General features: G+C 71.5%; 19 protein-coding genes. 14 read left to right on the top strand and 5 right to left on the bottom strand.

The genetic code is table 11. From position 1 onward, the window contains the following. The first annotated feature begins 6 nt into the window (after positions 1 to 6). Both mshB and ASE25_RS00370 read left to right on the top strand, forming a co-directional pair. Positions 7 to 939: an N-acetyl-1-D-myo-inositol-2-amino-2-deoxy-alpha-D-glucopyranoside deacetylase gene (mshB, locus tag ASE25_RS00375; RefSeq protein WP_056822002.1), complete on the top strand. Its 933-nt coding sequence runs from the start codon at positions 7 to 9 to the stop codon at positions 937 to 939. Positions 940 to 1048: 109 nt separating this feature from the next. After that, complete coding sequence (locus ASE25_RS00370) at positions 1049 to 2776, top strand: VanW family protein (RefSeq protein WP_056822001.1); 1728 nt, start codon at positions 1049 to 1051, stop codon at positions 2774 to 2776. 45 nt (positions 2777 to 2821) lie between these two features. Here ASE25_RS00370 and ASE25_RS00365 read toward each other — a convergent pair whose 3' ends face one another. After that, complete coding sequence (locus ASE25_RS00365) at positions 2822 to 3952, bottom strand: GNAT family N-acetyltransferase (RefSeq protein ID WP_235508481.1); 1131 nt, start codon at positions 3950 to 3952, stop codon at positions 2822 to 2824. Positions 3953 to 4016: 64 nt separating this feature from the next. On the opposite strand from ASE25_RS00365, the gene fdxA reads away from it, so the two are divergent. From fdxA to ASE25_RS00345, 4 genes are all read left to right on the top strand, one after another. Next, positions 4017 to 4343, top strand: a complete 327-nt coding sequence (gene fdxA, locus ASE25_RS00360) for a ferredoxin (RefSeq protein WP_056770903.1) — start codon at positions 4017 to 4019, stop codon at positions 4341 to 4343. A gap of 2 nt (positions 4344 to 4345) precedes the next feature. After that, positions 4346 to 5482 (top strand): succinyldiaminopimelate transaminase, encoded by a 1137-nt coding sequence (gene dapC, locus ASE25_RS00355; RefSeq protein WP_304437909.1) that lies wholly within the window; start codon positions 4346 to 4348, stop codon positions 5480 to 5482. 148 nt (positions 5483 to 5630) lie between these two features. Beyond that, positions 5631 to 6911 (top strand): citrate synthase, encoded by a 1281-nt coding sequence (locus ASE25_RS00350; protein WP_082622619.1) that lies wholly within the window; start codon positions 5631 to 5633, stop codon positions 6909 to 6911. Positions 6912 to 6983: 72 nt separating this feature from the next. Next, complete coding sequence (locus tag ASE25_RS00345) at positions 6984 to 7334, top strand: hypothetical protein (RefSeq protein WP_056821992.1); 351 nt, start codon at positions 6984 to 6986, stop codon at positions 7332 to 7334. 58 nt (positions 7335 to 7392) lie between these two features. Here the strand turns inward: ASE25_RS00345 and ASE25_RS00340 are convergent, their stop codons facing one another. Continuing rightward, entirely contained in the window at positions 7393 to 8265 is an 873-nt protein-coding gene (locus ASE25_RS00340) for a hypothetical protein (RefSeq protein WP_235508480.1), read from the bottom strand. A 52-nt stretch (positions 8266 to 8317) separates the two neighbouring features. Then, the gene (gene dapD / locus ASE25_RS00335; protein ID WP_056770895.1) at positions 8318 to 9250 is read right to left on the bottom strand and encodes a 2,3,4,5-tetrahydropyridine-2,6-dicarboxylate N-succinyltransferase; all 933 of its coding nucleotides are present in this window, start codon (positions 9248 to 9250) and stop codon (positions 8318 to 8320) included. A gap of 125 nt (positions 9251 to 9375) precedes the next feature. On the opposite strand from dapD, the gene dapE reads away from it, so the two are divergent. The 5 genes from dapE to ASE25_RS00310 all read left to right on the top strand — a co-directional run bounded on the left by dapE (position 9376) and on the right by ASE25_RS00310 (position 14159). Then, the gene (gene dapE / locus ASE25_RS00330; RefSeq protein ID WP_082622618.1) at positions 9376 to 10500 is read left to right on the top strand and encodes a succinyl-diaminopimelate desuccinylase; all 1125 of its coding nucleotides are present in this window, start codon (positions 9376 to 9378) and stop codon (positions 10498 to 10500) included. Between the two features lie 22 nt (positions 10501 to 10522). Beyond that, positions 10523 to 11296, top strand: a complete 774-nt coding sequence (locus ASE25_RS00325) for a TIGR00730 family Rossman fold protein (protein ID WP_056821991.1) — start codon at positions 10523 to 10525, stop codon at positions 11294 to 11296. After that, positions 11293 to 11772 (top strand): hypothetical protein, encoded by a 480-nt coding sequence (locus tag ASE25_RS00320; RefSeq protein WP_056821989.1) that lies wholly within the window; start codon positions 11293 to 11295, stop codon positions 11770 to 11772. The genes ASE25_RS00325 and ASE25_RS00320 overlap by 4 nt, the downstream gene beginning before the upstream one ends. Further along, positions 11769 to 12983, top strand: a complete 1215-nt coding sequence (locus ASE25_RS00315; protein ID WP_056770882.1) for a hypothetical protein — start codon at positions 11769 to 11771, stop codon at positions 12981 to 12983. Before ASE25_RS00320 ends, ASE25_RS00315 begins: the two co-directional genes overlap by 4 nt. A gap of 201 nt (positions 12984 to 13184) precedes the next feature. Continuing rightward, on the top strand, positions 13185 to 14159 hold the full coding sequence (locus ASE25_RS00310; RefSeq protein WP_056821987.1) for a hypothetical protein: 975 nt from the start codon (positions 13185 to 13187) through the stop codon (positions 14157 to 14159). 115 nt (positions 14160 to 14274) lie between these two features. Here the strand turns inward: ASE25_RS00310 and ASE25_RS00305 are convergent, their stop codons facing one another. After that, a complete protein-coding gene (locus tag ASE25_RS00305; RefSeq protein ID WP_056821984.1) occupies positions 14275 to 15096 on the bottom strand; it encodes an enoyl-CoA hydratase/isomerase family protein in 822 nt (273 codons plus the stop codon). A 152-nt stretch (positions 15097 to 15248) separates the two neighbouring features. Here ASE25_RS00305 and ASE25_RS22140 point away from each other — a divergent pair, with 152 nt between their 5' ends. Then, entirely contained in the window at positions 15249 to 15422 is a 174-nt protein-coding gene (locus ASE25_RS22140; RefSeq protein ID WP_013493416.1) for a DUF3117 domain-containing protein, read from the top strand. 119 nt (positions 15423 to 15541) lie between these two features. Here the strand turns inward: ASE25_RS22140 and ASE25_RS00300 are convergent, their stop codons facing one another. Beyond that, positions 15542 to 16165, bottom strand: a complete 624-nt coding sequence (locus ASE25_RS00300) for an O-methyltransferase (RefSeq protein ID WP_056772578.1) — start codon at positions 16163 to 16165, stop codon at positions 15542 to 15544. A 72-nt stretch (positions 16166 to 16237) separates the two neighbouring features. On the opposite strand from ASE25_RS00300, the gene ASE25_RS00295 reads away from it, so the two are divergent. Together ASE25_RS00295 and sigE are read left to right on the top strand one after the other, a co-directional pair. Next, on the top strand, positions 16238 to 16696 hold the full coding sequence (locus tag ASE25_RS00295) for a hypothetical protein (RefSeq protein WP_056821982.1): 459 nt from the start codon (positions 16238 to 16240) through the stop codon (positions 16694 to 16696). A 166-nt stretch (positions 16697 to 16862) separates the two neighbouring features. Further along, the gene (sigE, locus tag ASE25_RS00290) at positions 16863 to 17510 is read left to right on the top strand and encodes an RNA polymerase sigma factor SigE (protein WP_156415385.1); all 648 of its coding nucleotides are present in this window, start codon (positions 16863 to 16865) and stop codon (positions 17508 to 17510) included. Positions 17511 to 17524: the final 14 nt, after the last annotated feature.

Here is a 17524-nt window from a genome sequence, read left to right as displayed (position 1 = left end):
ACCACCGTGCCCCGCCTGCTCTTCGTCCACGCCCACCCCGACGACGAGACCCTGACGTGCGGCATCGCGATGGCCCACCACGTCGCCCGTGGCGACGAGGTGCACGTGCTGACGTGCACCCTGGGTGAGGAGGGCGAGGTCATCCCCCCGGGGCTCGCCGAGCTCGAGGGTGACCCCGACGACCGGCTCGGACCGTACCGCCACGGTGAGCTGACCCGCGCCCTCGACCGGATCGGGGCCGTCGTGCACGTGCTCGGGGCCGACGAGGCGGCCGGGCGGCTCTCGCGCTACCGGGACTCCGGCATGGTCGGCTCCCCGGCTGCGGCTCGCCCCGAGGCCTTCGCGGCGGCGGACCTCGACGTGGCCGGCGGTCTCGTCGCCGAGCTCGTGCGCGACCTGCGCCCCGACGTCGTCGTCACCTACGACGAGCACGGCGGCTACGGCCACCCCGACCACGTCCAGACCCACCGGGTCACGCGGCGCGCCCTCGAGCTCCTCGACGCCGCGCACCGGCCGACGCGCGTGTACGAGATCCTCACGCCGCTCGGCTGGGCGCGCGAGGACCGCGCGTGGCTGGCCGCCGCCGACCCCGACCTGCTCGACACCAGCGCGTGGTGGAGCCGTCAGGACCTCGGCCCGGAGCCGCCTGCGCCGCCGCGGCTCGTCGTGCCCGCGGCCGAGGACGCGTTCCCGCCGTCGGTCGTCGACGACGACCGCGTCACGCACGCCGTGGTCGACGAGGCCGCCCGCACGGTCCAGAGCGACGCGTTGCGCGAGCACGCGACCCAGGTCATCGTCGCGAGCGCGGACGTGTACGCCCTGTCCAACCTCGTCGCCGCGCGGACGACGGCCCGCGAGGGCTTCCGGCGTGTCGACCCGCTCACGTGGCAGACCGTGGGTGGCCCCGTGCAGGCGGGCGAGGCCGGCCTGCTCGCCTGACTGACGGCAACGATCTCGTCACGGAGCCGACACCTCGCGGTGCTTCGCTGCAATCGGACAGCCGCGGCGTTACCTTCGTGCCACACGATGTCCCCTGCCCGGAGAGCCGATGGCCCACGACTGGTCCGACGACACGCGCCGCGAGCGGCGCTCGACGGTGCTGCGCCTGCTCGTGGCCACGATCGTCCTCGGCGGCGGCTACGCCGGCCTCTGCGTGTGGTCCTCGCAGCACGTCCCGGCATCCGTGTCGGTGGGTGACATCCGGGTCGGTGGGATGACGCCCGAGTCCGCCCGGGCGGCCATCGACAAGGGCTCGCGGTCGCTGCTCGACACGCCCATCGTGCTCAGCGTGCCGGGCCGTGCCGCGCCGATCGAGGTCGTGCCGCGTGATGCCGGACTCACGGTCGACGCCGAGCGCTCCCTCGAGGGGCTCACCGGCTTCACGCTCGACCCGCGGGTCGTGTGGGACAAGCTCACCGGGTCGGTCCGGACACCGCTGCTCACGGCCGCGGACGACGAGGCCCTCACGGCCTACCTCGACCGGCTCGCACCCGGACTGGCCGTCGCCCCCGTGGAGGGCCAGGTGACCTTCCCCGACGGCTCCGTCTCCGTCGACATGCCGGCGCCGGGCAGCACGCTCGACGTGGCCGCGACGAAGCTCGCGCTGCGCCGCGCCTTCCCCGACTCCACCCAGGCCACGGCAGTGGTGCGCCAGGTGCCGCCCGCCGTGAGTGCGGACGTCGTCCAGCAGGTCGGCTCGCAGTTCGGCAGCACGGCGATGTCCCGGCCGCTCACGCTCGTGTCCGGCTCGACGCGCGTGCTGCTCTCCCCGGCCGAGTACGCCCCGATGGTCTCGGTCGTGCCCGACGGGTCGGGCGGGCTCACGCCGCGCTTCGACGAGCCCGGCCTCGCCCGGCTCGTCGCCGGCAAGGTGACGGTGCCGAGCCGGACGGCGAGCAGCGCCCGCTGGGTCTTCGAGCCGAACAACGGCAAGCCCCGCCTCGTGCCCTCCGTCGACGGGCTCACCTTCGACGAGGACGCGGTCGCCAGGCAGGTCGTCGCCGCCATCTCCGGCACCGAGCGCACGGTGGACGTGCGGCCCGCGGTCGCCCAGCCACCCTTCACCACCGAGGACGCCCAGCAGGCCGGCGTCAGCACCCTCGTGGCCGACTTCCGCTCGCACTTCCCGACAAACGACGCGACGCGCACCAACAACCTCGTCGTCGCGACGAAGCGCATCAACGGCATCTACGTGCCGCCCGGGGGCACCTTCAGCCTCAACGGGATCCTCGGCGAGCGCACCGAGGACAAGGGGTATGCCGACGGCACCGTCATCATCGACGGCCGGCTGACGCGCGGGACCGGGGGCGGCATCAGCCAGGTGTCCACCGTCGTCTACAACCTGGCCTACTTCGCCGGTGTCGACTTCCTCGCGTTCAGCCCGCACGCGTTCTTCATCCCGCGCTACCCGGAAGGCCGTGAGGCCACCGTCTACTGGCCGACGATCGACAACAAGTGGAAGAACGACACCCCCTACGGGATGCTCCTGCAGACCTGGGTCGAGGGTGGCTTCGTCCACGGACGGGTGTGGAGCACGAAGACCTGGGACATCACGTCGGTCAAGGGCCCGCGGCGAAACGTCGTGCCCCCCAAGACGATTCGCACAGACAGCCTGAAGTGCTACCCGCAGCAGCCCAACCCTGGCTTCGACGTCACCGTGACGCGCGAGTGGCGCCGCCCCGGGTCGAGCGCCCTCGTCAGGAGCGAGCCGGTCAGCACCCACTACGTGCCCGAGGACCACATCATCTGCACGAACTCCGCCGCCACGCCGCCGTGACCGAGGCGGGACTGCGACCGTGCTACGTCGGGTGCGCCCCGGTGCTCAGGCGGTCGGACGGGCGAGGTAGGTGTACTCGTGGTGCACACCGAACCCCAAGCCCTCCCAGAACGCGACACCGTCGGCGTTGTCGGCCGAGACCTGCAGGTAGATCGCCGGCATGTTGTTCTCGCGGGCGACCATGGCGATCGCCGAGACGATGGTCGTGGCCAAGCCCTTGCGGCGGTGGTCGGGGTGCACCCAGAGCCCGAAGATGCCGGCCCACCCGGGGTGGATCGCCATGCGCGCCAAGGCGATGATCCGCTTCGACTCGGGATCGGTGACCGAGAGGAAGAGCTGCCCGTCGCTGCCCGTGAGGACCGCCTCGGTCGCTCCCGGCACGACGGTGCGCTGCTCGGCATAGCTCATGAGCCAGTCGAGCTTGAGCTCCGCGTCGGCGGTGACCGGGACCGACGCCTCGGTGAGGGGCGGCACCGCGGCGGACAGGCCCGTCATGACGAGCACCCGCTGCCAGTCGTCACGGCCGCCGCCGATGGCATAGCCGCGCTCGAGCAGCGCTGCGGCAGCGGGGATCCCGTCGACGGCGAACCCACGCTCGCCGTGGACCTGGAAGATCGGCGGACGGTCGCGCTCGGCGTACCACTTCTCGACGAAGTCGATCGCCTTGTCGACCGGCAGGCTCGGGTCGCCTACGACGAGCGCCGAGTTGGCCCGACCCGTGAAGCCGTCGGACGCGCGGAGCACCCAGTCGCCGATGCCGCCGCGGTCGAGCGCCTGCCAGCCCTTGGCCATCAGCTTCTCGAGGTCGTCGGCCGACACGCGCTCGTGCGCGCGGCCGGGGCGGCTGGCGGGCGGCGGCACGTCCTTGGCGGCGACGACGTCCGCACGGATCAGCTTCACCCGCTCCGTCTTCGTGTCGACGACGAGGAAGTCGTCGTTGCGGGCGACGAGCTCGCCGACGAAGTCGGTGGCGGCCGCCTCGGCGCCCTCGGCGAGCCGGTAGCGCACGACGACCCTGCTGCCGATCGTCAGGCCCGCGGTGAGGCGGTGGCCGGTGGTGTCCGCGGCAGCGGTGGGGGAGAGCGGGGTCGCCTCCGAGCCCTTCGTGGTGTCCTCCGAGGACGTCGTCTCCGGGTCGGTCTCATCCGTGGGGCCGTGCGTGGGCTCGCCGTTCATGTCCGGCATACTAGGCCGTGCAGCATCCGCTCCCGAACGCTCCACAGCAGGAGGTCCGCTCCCCATGACCTATGTCATCGCCCAGCCTTGCGTCGATCTCAAGGACCGTGCCTGCATCGAGGAGTGTCCGGTCGACTGCATCTACGAGGGCAAGCGGTCGCTCTACATCCACCCCGACGAGTGCGTCGACTGCGGCGCCTGCGAGCCCGTGTGCCCCGTCGAGGCGATCTACTACGAGGACGACGTCCCCGAGCAGTGGGCCGACTACTACAACGCCAACGTCGAGTTCTTCAACGACCTCGGCAGCCCCGGTGGCGCCGCCAAGCTCGGCATCATCGACAAGGACCACCCGCTCATCGAGGCGCTCCCGCCGCAGGAACACGACGAGTGACCGTGCCCGGCGCGCCCAGCGCGTCCGTGCGGGGGCTCGACCTCCCGGACTTCCCGTGGGACTCGCTCGCGCCCTACAAGGCGCGAGCGGTCGCGCATCCGGAGGGCATCGTCGACCTGTCGGTCGGCACGCCGGTCGACCCCACCCCCGAGGTCGTGCGCCGGGCGCTCGCGGACGCCTCCGACGCCCCGGGCTACCCGCTGACCGTCGGCACCGCCGACCTGCGGGCCGCGATCTGCGAGTGGTTCGAGCGTCGCCGCGGCGTCCCGGGCCTCACCGTCGACGCGGTCCTGCCGACCATCGGCAGCAAGGAGCTCGTGGCCTGGCTGCCCACCCTGCTCGGCCTGCGCGCCGGTGACGTCGTCGGGATCCCCGCGGTCGCCTACCCGACCTACGACATCGGCGCGCGCATCGCCGGCGCGACGGGCGTCGTCGCCCAGTCGCTGACGAGCCTCGGCCCGCTCACGGCGGCCACGACGCCGAAGCTGTTGTGGCTCAACAGCCCCGGCAACCCCAACGGCCAGGTGCTGGGCGTCCCGCACCTGCGCAAGGTCGTCGAGTGGGCGCGTGGGCACGGGGTCGTCGTCGCCAGTGACGAGTGCTACGCCGAGCTCGACTGGCGCGAGGGCCACGTCGGCACCGCGACGCCGAGCATCCTCCACCCTGACGTCTGCGGCGGGTCCCACGAGGGCCTGCTCGCCGTCTACTCGCTGTCCAAGCAGTCCAACCTCGCCGGCTACCGCGCCGCGTTCGTCGCCGGGGACCCCGCGCTCGTCGGCGCGATCCTCGAGGTGCGCAAGCACGCCGGCATGATCATGCCCACACCCGTCCAGCACGCCATGGCGGTCGCCCTGCGCGACGACACCCACGTGCAGACGCAGCGGACGGCATACGCCCGGCGTCGCGAGCAGCTGCTCGCCGCCGTCACCCGAGCGGGGCTGCGCGTCGACCACTCCGAGGCCGGGCTCTACCTCTGGGCCACCCGCGAAGAGGACTGCTGGACAACGGTTTCCGATCTCGCCGACCGCGGCATCCTCGTTGCCCCGGGCGCGTTCTACGGCGCGGCCGGTAGCCAGCACGTGCGCATCGCGCTCACGGCCACCGACGAACGCATCGCCGCCGCCTGCTCCCGGCTCTGACGCCGAGGCCGTCTCGCCCCCCGTTCCGGCCCGACCTCGTGCGGTGGTATGGGGTGGACCTGTTTTCTCAGCGGACCCGACGCTGGGGTAACGTCGCTCGCGGATACGTCCGGCGCCGTTGGGCCGGAGTTACAGGAGGCGAGGAACAGTGACGAAGGCAGTGGACGCGACACTCAAGGTCGCAGACAAGGAACTCACGTTCCCGGGAGTCGACGCCGTCGAGGGCAACGACGGGCTCGGGGTGGGGTCCCTGCTGAAGGAGGCCGGCCTCGTCACCTATGACGTCGGCTTCGTCAACACCGCGTCGTGCAAGAGCGCGATCACCTACATCGACGGCGACGAGGGCATCCTGCGCTACCGCGGGTACCCCATCGCCGAGCTGGCCGAGAAGTCCACGTTCGTCGAGGTCTCCTACCTGCTCATCTACGGCGAGCTGCCCACGCCTGAGGAGCTGACCCGCTTCGAGGACTCGATCCGCCGGCACACGATGCTGCACGAGGACCTCCGCGCGTTCTTCAACGGCTTCCCGCGCGACGCGCACCCGATGCCCGTGCTCAGCTCGGCCGTCTCGGCGCTCGGCACGTTCTACCAGGACAGCCTCGACCCCTTCGACCAGGAGCAGGTCGAGATCTCGACCGTCCGCCTCCTCGCCAAGCTGCCGACCATCGCGGCCATGGCGCACAAGAAGAGCGTCGGCCAGCCGTACATGTACCCCGACAACTCGCTGTCGTTCGTCGAGAACTTCCTGCGGATGACGTTCGGCTATCCCGTCGAGCCCTACGAGGTCGACCCGACCGTCGCCAAGGCCCTCGACCTGCTCTTCATCCTGCACGCCGACCACGAGCAGAACTGCTCGACCTCGACGGTGCGCCTCGTCGGCTCGGCGCACGCGAACCTCTTCAACTCGGTCTCGGCCGGCATCCACGCCCTGTCCGGCCCGCTCCACGGCGGCGCCAACCAGGCGGTCCTCGAGATGCTCGGCAAGCTCCACGAGTCGGGCGACGACCCGAAGAAGTTCATGGAGAAGGTCAAGAACAAGGAGGACGGTGTCCGCCTCATGGGCTTCGGGCACCGGGTCTACAAGAACTACGACCCGCGCGCCGCGATCATCAAGAAGGCCGCCGACGACATCCTCGAGAAGCTCGGCCAGAACGACCCGCTGCTCGAGATCGCCAAGGGGCTCGAGGAGATCGCGCTGGCCGACGACTACTTCGTCGAGCGCAAGCTCTACCCGAACGTCGACTTCTACACCGGCCTCATCTACAAGGCCATGGGCTTCGAGTCGAAGATGTTCACGGTGCTCTTCGCCATCGGCCGTCTCCCGGGCTGGATCGCCCAGTGGCGCGAGATGATGACCGACCCCGAGACGAAGATCGGCCGTCCGCGCCAGATCTACACGGGTGAGGCCCAGCGCAGCTACCCCGCCTGAGCCGTCGGCTCACCCGAGATCCACCCGATGCCCCCGCCCCTCCTGGGACGGGGGCATCGGCATGATGGGGCGATGGCCAAGTACCTCGTCAACGACGCGGCCGTCGCCCGGTGCCGCGACCTCATCGACAAGCGGCAGTACGTTCTGGACAGCGACTGGGGCCAGGTCCAGCCGGATGCAGAGGCGCAGAACGCCTACCTCGAGCGGCACCCGTGGGACGACTACGCCGCGTGGCACCTCGGCCTGACCGAGGGCGCGAACGACGGGACCAAGGCGCGCTACGCCTTCGTCGTCGGCGACTTCCGGCGGGTCCACCGCACGGCGCTCATCGCCTGCGTCTACCGCGCGAGCGAGTGGCGGCACAAGGACGTCGAGCTCGCCGCGCACGACCTGCTCCAGCACCTCGACCGGGTGTCCCGCTGACCACGACCTGTCCCCGGGAGCCAGCAGGGTGCCCGCCCGGGGGCGTATGCCGCCGGGCTCAGCCGAGGGTGATCGTGACCGTCGTGCCGTCGGAGCCGGACGACCAGTCCTCGTCGCCCTTCGAGCGGTCCCACACGCGGTCGCCGACACTGATCTTGCTCGCCCCGTAGATCTCGGCGCGCGCCACGGCCCACTGCGCGACGGCCCAGGCAGTCGTGCGGTCGCGGGCCGTCACGGTGAGCACGCCCTCACCGGGTCGGACCGAGGTGACGCCCATCTGCTCGGACAGGTCGGCAGCCACGCGCTGCGGCGTGAGGCTGGTCTTCACCGCGTCGAGGCGGCACGTCAGGCCGGCGGGGGAGTGCCCGGTCAAGGTCGAGGCGAGCACCCGGCCCTGGCCCTCGTGGTCGCGGTAGGCCTCGGGGAAGCCGCTCTTCTGGACGCGCTGGGCGATCTTCGTGATGTCGGCGGTCTCGTAGCCCTGGTACTTCTCGAGGGCGTCGTAGAACGCGTTGGTCGCGTGGACGGGGTCGAGGATCTGCTCCTTCGTGCCCCAGCCCTGGCTCGGCCGCTGCTGGAAGAGGCCGAGCGAGTCGCGGTCGCCGTAGCGCAGGTTGCGGATCTTCGACTCCTGGAACGCCGTCGTCAACGCGATCGTGGCCGCACGCGGGGGCATCTCACGCTTGATCGACAGCGCCGCGATGAGCGCGGCGTTGGCCGTCTGGTCGGGGTCGAAGGTCTCGGTGATCCCGCCGGCCTTGATCGTGCACTGCGGGTTGACGACGCTCTGGATGAGGAAGCGGGCGCCGAACCACCCGGCCGTGCCGACGACCGCCAGCACGAGCAGGATCGGCACCCAGCGGGGGCGGCGACGAGCGCGCGGGCGGCCCCGGGAGTCGGCAAGGGTCGGGCCCGGTCGGTTCTTCGGCATGGGGTCCTCAGGTGGTCCGGCTCTGGTCTGAACCGGTGGCGTCCGGTCTGGGTCAGTCGTTGGCGTGCAGGGCGGCGTTGAGAGTGATGCCCGTCCCCGCGCGGTCGCGGGCCTCGACGGCACCGCTCACGCTGTTGCGGATGAACAGGATGTTGCTCGACCCCGACAGCTCCTTGGCCTTGACCACGGTGCCGTCGGGCAGCGTCACCTTGGTGCCCGCCGTCACGTAGAGCCCGGCCTCGACGACGCAGTCGTCCCCGAGCGCGATGCCGATGCCGCCGTTGGCTCCGACGAGACAACGCTCGCCGATGCTGACGCGTTCCGTCCCGCCACCGGACAGGGTGCCCATGATCGAGGCGCCGGCGCCGATGTCGGACCCGTCCCCGACGACGACGCCCTGCACGATGCGACCCTCGACCATCGAGGTGCCGAGCGTGCCGGCGTTGAAGTTGCAGAAGCCCTCGTGCATGACCGTCGTGCCCGCCGAGAGGTGCGCGCCGAGGCGCACCCGGTCCGCGTCGGCGATGCGCACGCCCTGCGGCACGACGAAGTCGGTCATCCTCGGGAACTTGTCGACGCCGTAGACGGCGACGTGCTGGCCCCGGGCCCGCAGCCGCATCCGCGTCTGCTCGAAGCCGTCGACGGCGCACGCGCCTGCGCTCGTCCAGACGACGTTGGGCAGGGCGCCGAAGACGCCGTCGAGGTTGATGGTGTTGGGCTCGACGAGGCAGTGCGACAGCAGGTGCAGACGCAGGTAGGCGTCCGGCGCGTCGGCCGGGGGGGCGTCGAGGTCGATCTCGACGAGCCGGACCTCGGTGCGCACGCGGCGCGCCTCGTCGGTGCCGACGAGGGCGTCGAGGCCCTCGGGGACGGTCGCGCCGGCCGGGCGCTCCCCGAGCGCCGGCTGCGGGAACCACGTGTCGAGCACCTGCCCGTCGTCCGTGGTCGTCGTCAGTCCGTGTCCCCATGCGTTGCGCTCCGACATGGCCGCAAGGATATGGGGACGGCCCGCACCGGTGAAACGGGGACCCGCACCGTGGTCACCGGACGGTGACGGTCGGACGGTCCCGCGGGCGCCGCGACGTGGTGGCCTCCGGATAACCTTCGCGTATGCCGTCCACCTCGCCGTCCGTCGACCCGACCACCGTGCCCGCCGACACGGGGGCCCGCGCCGCCACCCTCGACCTGTCCGCCGACGTCACGACCCTCACGGCCGCGATCTGCGACATCGAGTCGGTCAGCCAGGACGAGGCGGCGCTCGCCGACGCGATCGAGGCCGCCCTGCGGCCCCTCTCGCACCTCGAGGTCGTCCGCGACGGCAACACCGTCGTCGCCCGCACCTCCCTCGGCCGCTCGGAGCGGGTCGTGCTGGCCGGACACATCGACACGGTGCCGCTGACCGCGGTGCCCAACCTGCCCACGCGCCGCGTCGACGGTGAGCTGTGGGGCCGGGGCACGGTCGACATGAAGGGCGGTGTCGGCGTCATGCTCCGCATCGCGGCGCAGGTGCCCGACCCGAGTCGCGACCTGACCTTCCTCTTCTACGAGTGCGAGGAGATCGACGGGCAGTACAACGGTCTGGCCCGCCTCGCCGACACCTCGCCCGAGCTGCTCGCCGGCGACTTCGCCGTCCTGCTCGAGCCGACCGACGGCGCCATCGAGGGCGGCTGCAAGGGCACCCTGCGCGCCGAGGTCGTCACCAAGGGCGTCGCCGCCCACTCGGCCCGCCCGTGGAAGGGTCACAACGCCATCCACGACGCCGCCGCGGTGCTCTCGCGGCTGACCGCCTACGAGGCCGAGACCATCACCGTCGACGGGCTCGACTACCACGAGGCCCTCCAGGCCGTCGGGATCAGCGGCGGGATCGCCGGCAACGTCATCCCCGACCGGTGCACCGTCACCGTCAACTACCGCTACGCGCCCGACAAGAACACCGAGGAGGCCTTCGCGCACGTGCGCCAGGTGTTCGACGGTTTCGACGTGACGCTCGGCGACGCGGCCGACGGCGCGCGGCCGGGTCTGCTGCTGCCGGCCGCCAAGGCGTTCATCGACGCGCTCGGTGTGCCCGTCAACCCGAAGGAGGGGTGGACCGACGTCGCGCGCTTCTCGGCGCTCGGCATCCCCGCCGTCAACTTCGGGCCCGGAGACCCCAACCTCGCGCACATGGACGACGAGCGCTGCCCGGTCGAGCAGTACGTCGAGGCCGAGGCCGCCCTGCTGCGCTGGCTCGGCTGACCTCTCCGCATAGGGTGGCGCTGTGACCGACCACCAGCCTGCACCCGTCACCTCGGGGAGCCCGCACGAGGACCGGCGCCAGACCGGTCCGGTGACGCTGCGCCGTCACAAGGTGCCCGTGACGACGACCGACCAGCGACTGCTCGAGGCGCACCAGCCCAACGAGTGGCTGCACGCCGACCCGTGGCGCGTCATGCGCATCCAGTCCGAGTTCGTCGAGGGTTTCGGCACACTCTCCGAGCTCGGGCCGGCGGCAGCGGTGTTCGGCTCGGCGCGCACGCGACCCGAGGACCCGGCATACGCCATCGGGGTCGAGGTGGGCCGCCTGCTGGCGGAAGCGGGCTACGCCGTCATCACCGGCGGTGGGCCGGGCGCCATGGAGGCGGCCAACAAGGGTGCCTTCGAGGCGAAGGGGACCTCGGTCGGGCTCGGCATCGAGCTGCCCTTCGAGACGGGCCTCAACGAGTACGTCGACCTCGGCATCAACTTCCGCTACTTCTTCGCCCGCAAGGTCATGTTCCTCAAGTACTCCCGCGGCTTCATCGTGCTGCCGGGGGGCTTCGGCACGCTCGACGAGCTCTTCGAGGCGCTGACGCTCGCGCAGACGCAGAAGGTCACCGAGTTCCCCATCGTGCTCATGGGCGTCGCGTACTGGCAGGGGCTCATCGACTGGCTGGGCGACACGGTGCTCGACCACGGCATGATCAGTCCGGCCGACCTCAAGCGGCTCATCGTCACCGACGACCCGGACGAGGCCGTCAAGGCGATCCGCACGTACGAGGAGCCGCGCGCGTGAAGTGGTTCATCCTCCTCGTCGGGATCGTCGTCCTGTGCTCCGTCGTCGCGCTCATTCTCGGGCTCGCCGGTGGTGGCCTCGGCCGCAACACGACGAGCCTGAGCCACGAGCCCCTGCCCGACGAGCCGATCCGCGACACCGACTTCGACGACCTCGTCTTCGACGTGGGCGCCCGGGGCTACCGGATGAGCCAGGTCGACGGGGTCGTCGACCGGCTGAGGCGCGAGCTCCGCGAGAAGGACGAGGAGATCGCCGTGCTGCGCGGGGACGCCCCGGCGGAGCTCGCTCCCGAGCCGGCCCAGCACGTGCCCGGCCTCGCCGAGCCCGCCGAGCCCGCCGAGCCCGCCGAGGCGGAGACGGAGGGGCTCGAGCCGACCCCCGAGCCGGCCGACACGGCTGAGGCTGCCGAGGAGGCCGAGCCGGCCGAGCCGGCCGAGCAGTCCGATCCGACGGTCGGCCGCGAACGCACCACATGACCGAGGTGCTCTCGCTGCGTTCGCGCGGCGTCTTCGTCGCCTGGGTGCTCGCGGTCTACGCGCTGGCCCGGGTCGTCACGACGACGATCCTGCTGCTCGTCATGCAGCACCAGGTCCCGTCCGGCATGACCGGCGGCGACGACGTGCCCGTGTCCTACTTCCCGTTCACGGCGCTCTGGGACGGCCAGTGGTACCAGACGATCGCCCAGCACGGGTATCCCTCGGAGCTACCGGTCGGCGAGAGCGGGGCCGTCCAGCAGAACCCGTGGGCCTTCTACCCGCTCTTCCCGTTCATGGCCCGCGCCGGCATGGCCCTGACCGGGCTCGACTTCCCGGCGGTGGGCTCGACGATCGCGCTCCTCTGCGGGGCCGGCGCGGCCGTGCTCATGGGACTGCTGCTGCGCGAGCGCATCGGCGACCCGGCGGCATACCTCGTCGTCGCCCTGTGGGCGAGCTTTCCCGCGTCGGTGACGCTGCAGCTGGCCTACACCGAGTCGCTCGCCATGCTGCTGCTCGTCGGCTACCTCTACGCGCTGGCCAAGGAGCGGTGGCTCGTCGCGACGGCCGTGGCCCTGCTCGTCGGGCTCTCGAGACCGATCGCCGTGCCGCTGGGACTCGTGACGCTCGTCGTGGTCTTCCTGCGCTGGCGGGCGCGCCGTGAGCGCCCGATCAGTCGCGGGACGTATGCCGCGATGCTCGCCTCGCTCGTCGGCTGCGGTGTCGCCGGGCTGCTGTGGCCCGCCATCGCGTGGTGGCGCACCGGCGTGCCGTCGGCCTACACCGACACGATGGCGTCGTGGCGTGGCTCGGGCACCGTCGAGCCGTTCACGCCGTGGGTCGGGATGTCGGAGTATGCGTTCGGCGACACGTGGGGCCCGGTGATGCTCGTCGTCGCGCCGCTCGTCGCCATCGCCATGGTGGCCGGACCGTGGGCCCGCAACCTCGGCGCCGACCTGCGCACGTGGACGCTCGCCTACCCGGCGTACCTCGCGGCGGTGCTCGACCCCTTCACGAGCATCTTCCGCTACCTCATCCCGCTCTTCCCGCTCCTCGTCGTCGTGCTCGGGGCGGGCTGGGCCGACCGTCGCGGCAACACGTGGAAGCGGCTGCTGTGGCGCTTCGTCCCGCTCCTCGTCCTCAGCGTCGTGGGCCAGTACTACTGGACCGACATCCTGTGGCGCTTCGTCCCCCCGAGCGACTACCCGCCGTGACCGGACACCGGTCTGACCCCGCCGTTCTCGGTGGTTCGACCGGCAGATGATCTGCCGATCAGTGTGCTGATCACCCCACCATCACGCAGACCATGCTGCGGGTCACGCCTGGTCCTCCACACCCATGACCAGCGTGACCCGTCGTCCACAGCGTCGCCCGCCGCAAGCGCGCCACTCGCCTCAGCGGGGCAGGGTGACGGAATGACCCTGACCGACGCGACAACTGCTCTGGCCGAGGTGCAGCACGGAGTGGTGTCCCGGCGTCAGCTCCTCGAAGCCGGTGTCACGCGCGAGACCCTGCGCTGGCGGGTCGGTCGGGACTGGAGGCTCCTGCTGCCCGGCGTCTACGCGCTTCAGACCGGCCTGCCTTCGGTGTGGCAGCGGCTCGTCGCTGCGCAGCTCGTGGGCGGCGAGGGAGCGTGGCTCGCAGGATCCACCGCCGCCTCGCTGCACGGGATCACGAGCGCCCCGATATCGATGCCGATCCGGGTGCTCGTGCCTGCACCACGCAGGTCCAGGCGGATCTCGTGGGTCGACGTCCGGAGCACGACCCTGCTGGGCGAACGCGTTGTCGAGCGCGGCCCGCTACGCCTCGGATGCCTCGCCCGCGCCGTCGTCGACGCAGCACATGAGACTCCTGATGAGCGAGCGGCGCGTGGTGTCGTCATCGAGGCGGTCCAACGCCGTCTCGTCCGGCTCGACGACCTGGAGCACTGGGTCGATGCCAGGGGCCGTCGTGGCTCCGCGCGGCTGCGGCGGATTCTCGCCGAGGTCGCGGAGGGCGCGTGGTCGGTGCCCGAGAGCGACCTGCTCGCGCTGGTCCGGACCTCGCGCCGACTGCCCCCGCCGATGGCTAACCCGATCCTCACCGGTCCGGGCGGCGAGACCTTGACCTCGCCCGATCTCTGGTTCGACGACGTGGGCCTGGCCGTGATGGTGCAGTCTCGTCGATTCCATGCCGACCGCCTCGACTGGGAGGCCACCGTGGAGCAGGGATCCGATCTGTCGACGATGCGCGTCGTGGTCGTCGGCGTCACCCCGACTGCACTCGCGCGCGACCCCGAGGCGCAGTTGCGCCGCATCGAGCGGGCTCACGAGGCGGCTGCGCGCACCGGTGTGCGAGCCCCGGTCACCGCCAGCGTCCGCGCCACCGTGCCCCTCGGGGTGACGGGCTGAGCCAGACATGCGTGGTGGTCCGGCTGATCATCGTGCATCTGGTGGGGTGATCACCACACCAGATGCAGCACCATGGGCAGGTTCATCGGGAGACGCGCGCGAGCGGGTCCGGCGGTCAGGTGCCGGTGTAGGTGGGCTTCTCCTTGGCGAGGAAGGCGTCGACGGCGGCCCGGTGGTCGCTGCTGCCACCCGTCAACGCCATGAGCTCGGCCTCGTGGGCCAGGGCAGCGGGCAGGTCGGCGCCCGCCGAGTAGGCGACGGCCCGCCGGATCGAGCCGTAGGCCAGCGTCGGGCCGTCGGCGAGGGTCCGGGCCAGCTCGGTCACCGTCGCCTCGAGCTCGTCGGCGGGCACGACCTTCGTGACGAGCCCCATCGCCAACGCCTCTGCCGCCGAGACCGTGCGCGGCAGGAGCAGCAGCTCCTTGGCGCGGGCGGGCCCGACGAGACGGGGCAGCGTCCACGAGGCCCCGGAGTCGCACGAGAGCGCGATGCCCGCGAACGAGGTGTTGAGCCCGGCCTGCTCCGACGCGACCCGGAAGTCGCACGCCAGCGCGAAGCTCATCCCCGCCCCGGCCGCCACACCGTTGAGGGCCGCGACGACGGGCTTGTTCATCGTCGAGAGCGCGATGACGATCGGGTTGTAGTGGTCGGTCACGGTCGTCTCGAGCGTCGACGTCGGGTCGCCGAGGCTGCGGACGTGCTCCTTGAGGTCCTGCCCGACGCAGAAGGCCCGCCCGGTCCCCGTGAGCACGACGCACCGCACGGCGGGGTCCCCACCGACCTCGCGGAGGGCCGCGACGAGGGCGTCCTTGAGGGCGTCGTCGAGGCTGTTCATGGCGTCCGGGCGGTTGAGCCGGAGCCAGGCGATGCCGTCGGCGACCTCGACGAGCAGGGGCTCGGTGGCGGGCGAGGAGGGGGAGTCGGGCGTCTGCGTCATGGGCGCCACTCTGTCCCAATCCGTCCCCGGGCGGAAGCGTGACGAGCCTCGGAGGGCCCGGACGTGCCCTCTGTCACATCCCCAATTAGGTCTCGCAAACGAGACACGGAATAATGGGGCCAAAGACCGAGGATTCCTAGGGAAGGGGAACCATGGCAGCAATGAAGCCGAGGACCGGCGATGGCCCGCTCGAGGTCGTCAAGGAGGGCCGCGGCATCGTGCTGCGGATGCCCCTTGAGGGCGGCGGGCGTCTCGTCGTCGAGATGACCCCCGACGAGGCTGCAGCTCTGCGTGACGCGATCCAGGGTTGTGACGGCGTCAACTGACCCTTCCGCCTGATCCAGGTTCGACGGCCCCTGACCTCACGGTCGGGGGCCGTTTCGCATGCCCGCCCCGGGCGGAGGATGGCGTATGCCGTCCGGCCGGCGGGACGGCATACGTGCGCTCAGCGCTTGACGGCCACGAGCAGACCGTCGCCGACCGGCAGCAGCGACACGGTGAACTGGTCGTGCTCGCGGATCGCGCGGCCGACCTCGCGGAGGGTGCGCGTCTCGGCGTCCCGGTTGGCGGGGTCGGACTCCTTGTCGGTCCACGTCATGACGAGGGTGCCGCCGGACCGCAGCAGGCGGGTGGCCTGCGCGAGGTACTCGGGGTACTCCTCCTTGTCGGCGTCGACGACGACGAGGTCGTAGGCGCCGTCGGTCATCCGGGGGAGCACCTCGAGAGCACGACCGGCGATGCAGCGGGTGCGCTGGTGGGCGATGCCGGCAGCCGCGAAGGCGTCGCGCGCGGCCCGCTGGTGCTCGGTCTCGAGGTCGATGGTCGTGAGGATGCCGTCGGCGGGCATGCCGCCGAGCAGCCAGAGACCCGAGGCGCCCGCGCCGGTCCCGATCTCCATGACGGCCTTGGCCTCGGTCGCGGCCGCGAGCATCTGGAGCACGGCGCCGACGCCGTTGCCGACGGCCGGCGCACCGAGCTCCTCACCGCGGTGGGTCGCCTCCTCGACGTGCTCGCTCGGGGTGACGAACTCCTCGGCGTGCGACCACGCGGCGACCTTCTGGGTGCTCATGTTCGTCACCCTACTGTGACGTGCCGGGCCGATTCGGCACCCCGTCGCCCTGAAGCGGGTAAGGATCAGGTCATGGACGAACACGACAAGCCGACCGCGGAGCACCTGCGTCCGGGCGGCGTCGGCGACGCCACGGTCGAGGCCCTGGGCAAGCTGTCCGAGGCCCTCGAGGTCGTCGAGGACGCCCGCGGCCACCTCTACGGCTTCCACCGGCTCACGGGGATGGCGGACCTCACCCTGGGCGAGGCCGTCGACCTCTTCCGCGAGGCCGGCCACACCGAGCTCGCCGACCGGCTGCAGACCGAGCTCGTCGGGCGCAACGTCGTGCAGGGACGGTGGACCTTCCAGATCGTCGAGGAGTACGACGACGGCTACTACGCGACCTTCAAGGAGCTCGAGAAGACGGCGCGCGACGACCTCGTCGGTGGCCGACGCCACCTCTTCGAGGCGGAGATGAAGGAGGACCGACGCACACACGGCCGGGCCCACCACGAGGCGGTCCCGCACGACGGCAGCGAGCAGTCCCGCTGACCACCCCGCCCGCCGTCCCGCCACCCCGTCCACAGCAGAACCACAGGTTCTGGCTGGCGATCGGACAGGGCAATCCGAGACGATCGACGGGAACGAAACGAGATCTGACGGCGTTCTTGTCGTTGACCCCTCTCCGTGAAAGGCCCAGCCCCCAGTGAGCACCAGCGTGACGTCCACCTCTCCCACCTCGGTGGAGCAGGCCGACTCGACGTGGACTCCCCCCACGTGGGAGGAGATCGTCGAGCAGCACTCGGCGCGCGTCTACCGCCTGGCCTACCGCCTCACGGGCAACCCGCACGACGCCGAGGACCTGACGCATGACGTCTTCGTCCGCGTCTTCCGGTCGCTGCACTCCTACCAGCCGGGCACCTTCGAGGGCTGGCTGCACCGCATCACGACCAACGTCTTCCTCGACAAGATGCGTCGCAAGCAGCGCATCCGCTTCGACGCCCTGCCCGACGACGCCGCCGGTCGGCTCCCCAGCAACGAGAAGGGGCCGGAGCAGACCTACCACGACGCCCGTTTCGACGACGACGTGCAGCGGGCGCTCGATGCCCTCGCGCCGGAGTTCCGCGCGGCCGTCGTCCTCTGCGACATCGAGGGCCTCAGCTACGAGGAGATCAGCGCGACTCTCGGCGTCAAGCTCGGCACCGTCCGCTCGCGCATCCACCGTGGCCGCGCCCAGCTGCGCGAGGCCCTCGCGCACCGCGCCCCCGAGGTGGCCGCCGCCGCCCGTCCGGCCAAGCCCGAGTCGCGCGCTGCTCGCGCCGGCCTGCGCCTTCCCGGCCGCCGAGTCGCGGCGAGCTCGCGCTGATGGGTCCGGAGGTG

It is taken from the genome of Terrabacter sp. Root85 (genome assembly GCF_001429185.1).
Classification (GTDB): Bacteria; Actinomycetota; Actinomycetes; order Actinomycetales; family Dermatophilaceae; genus Terrabacter.
Note: the sequence above shows the minus strand (reverse complement) of the source record. Positions and strands in the feature narration are given on the sequence as shown.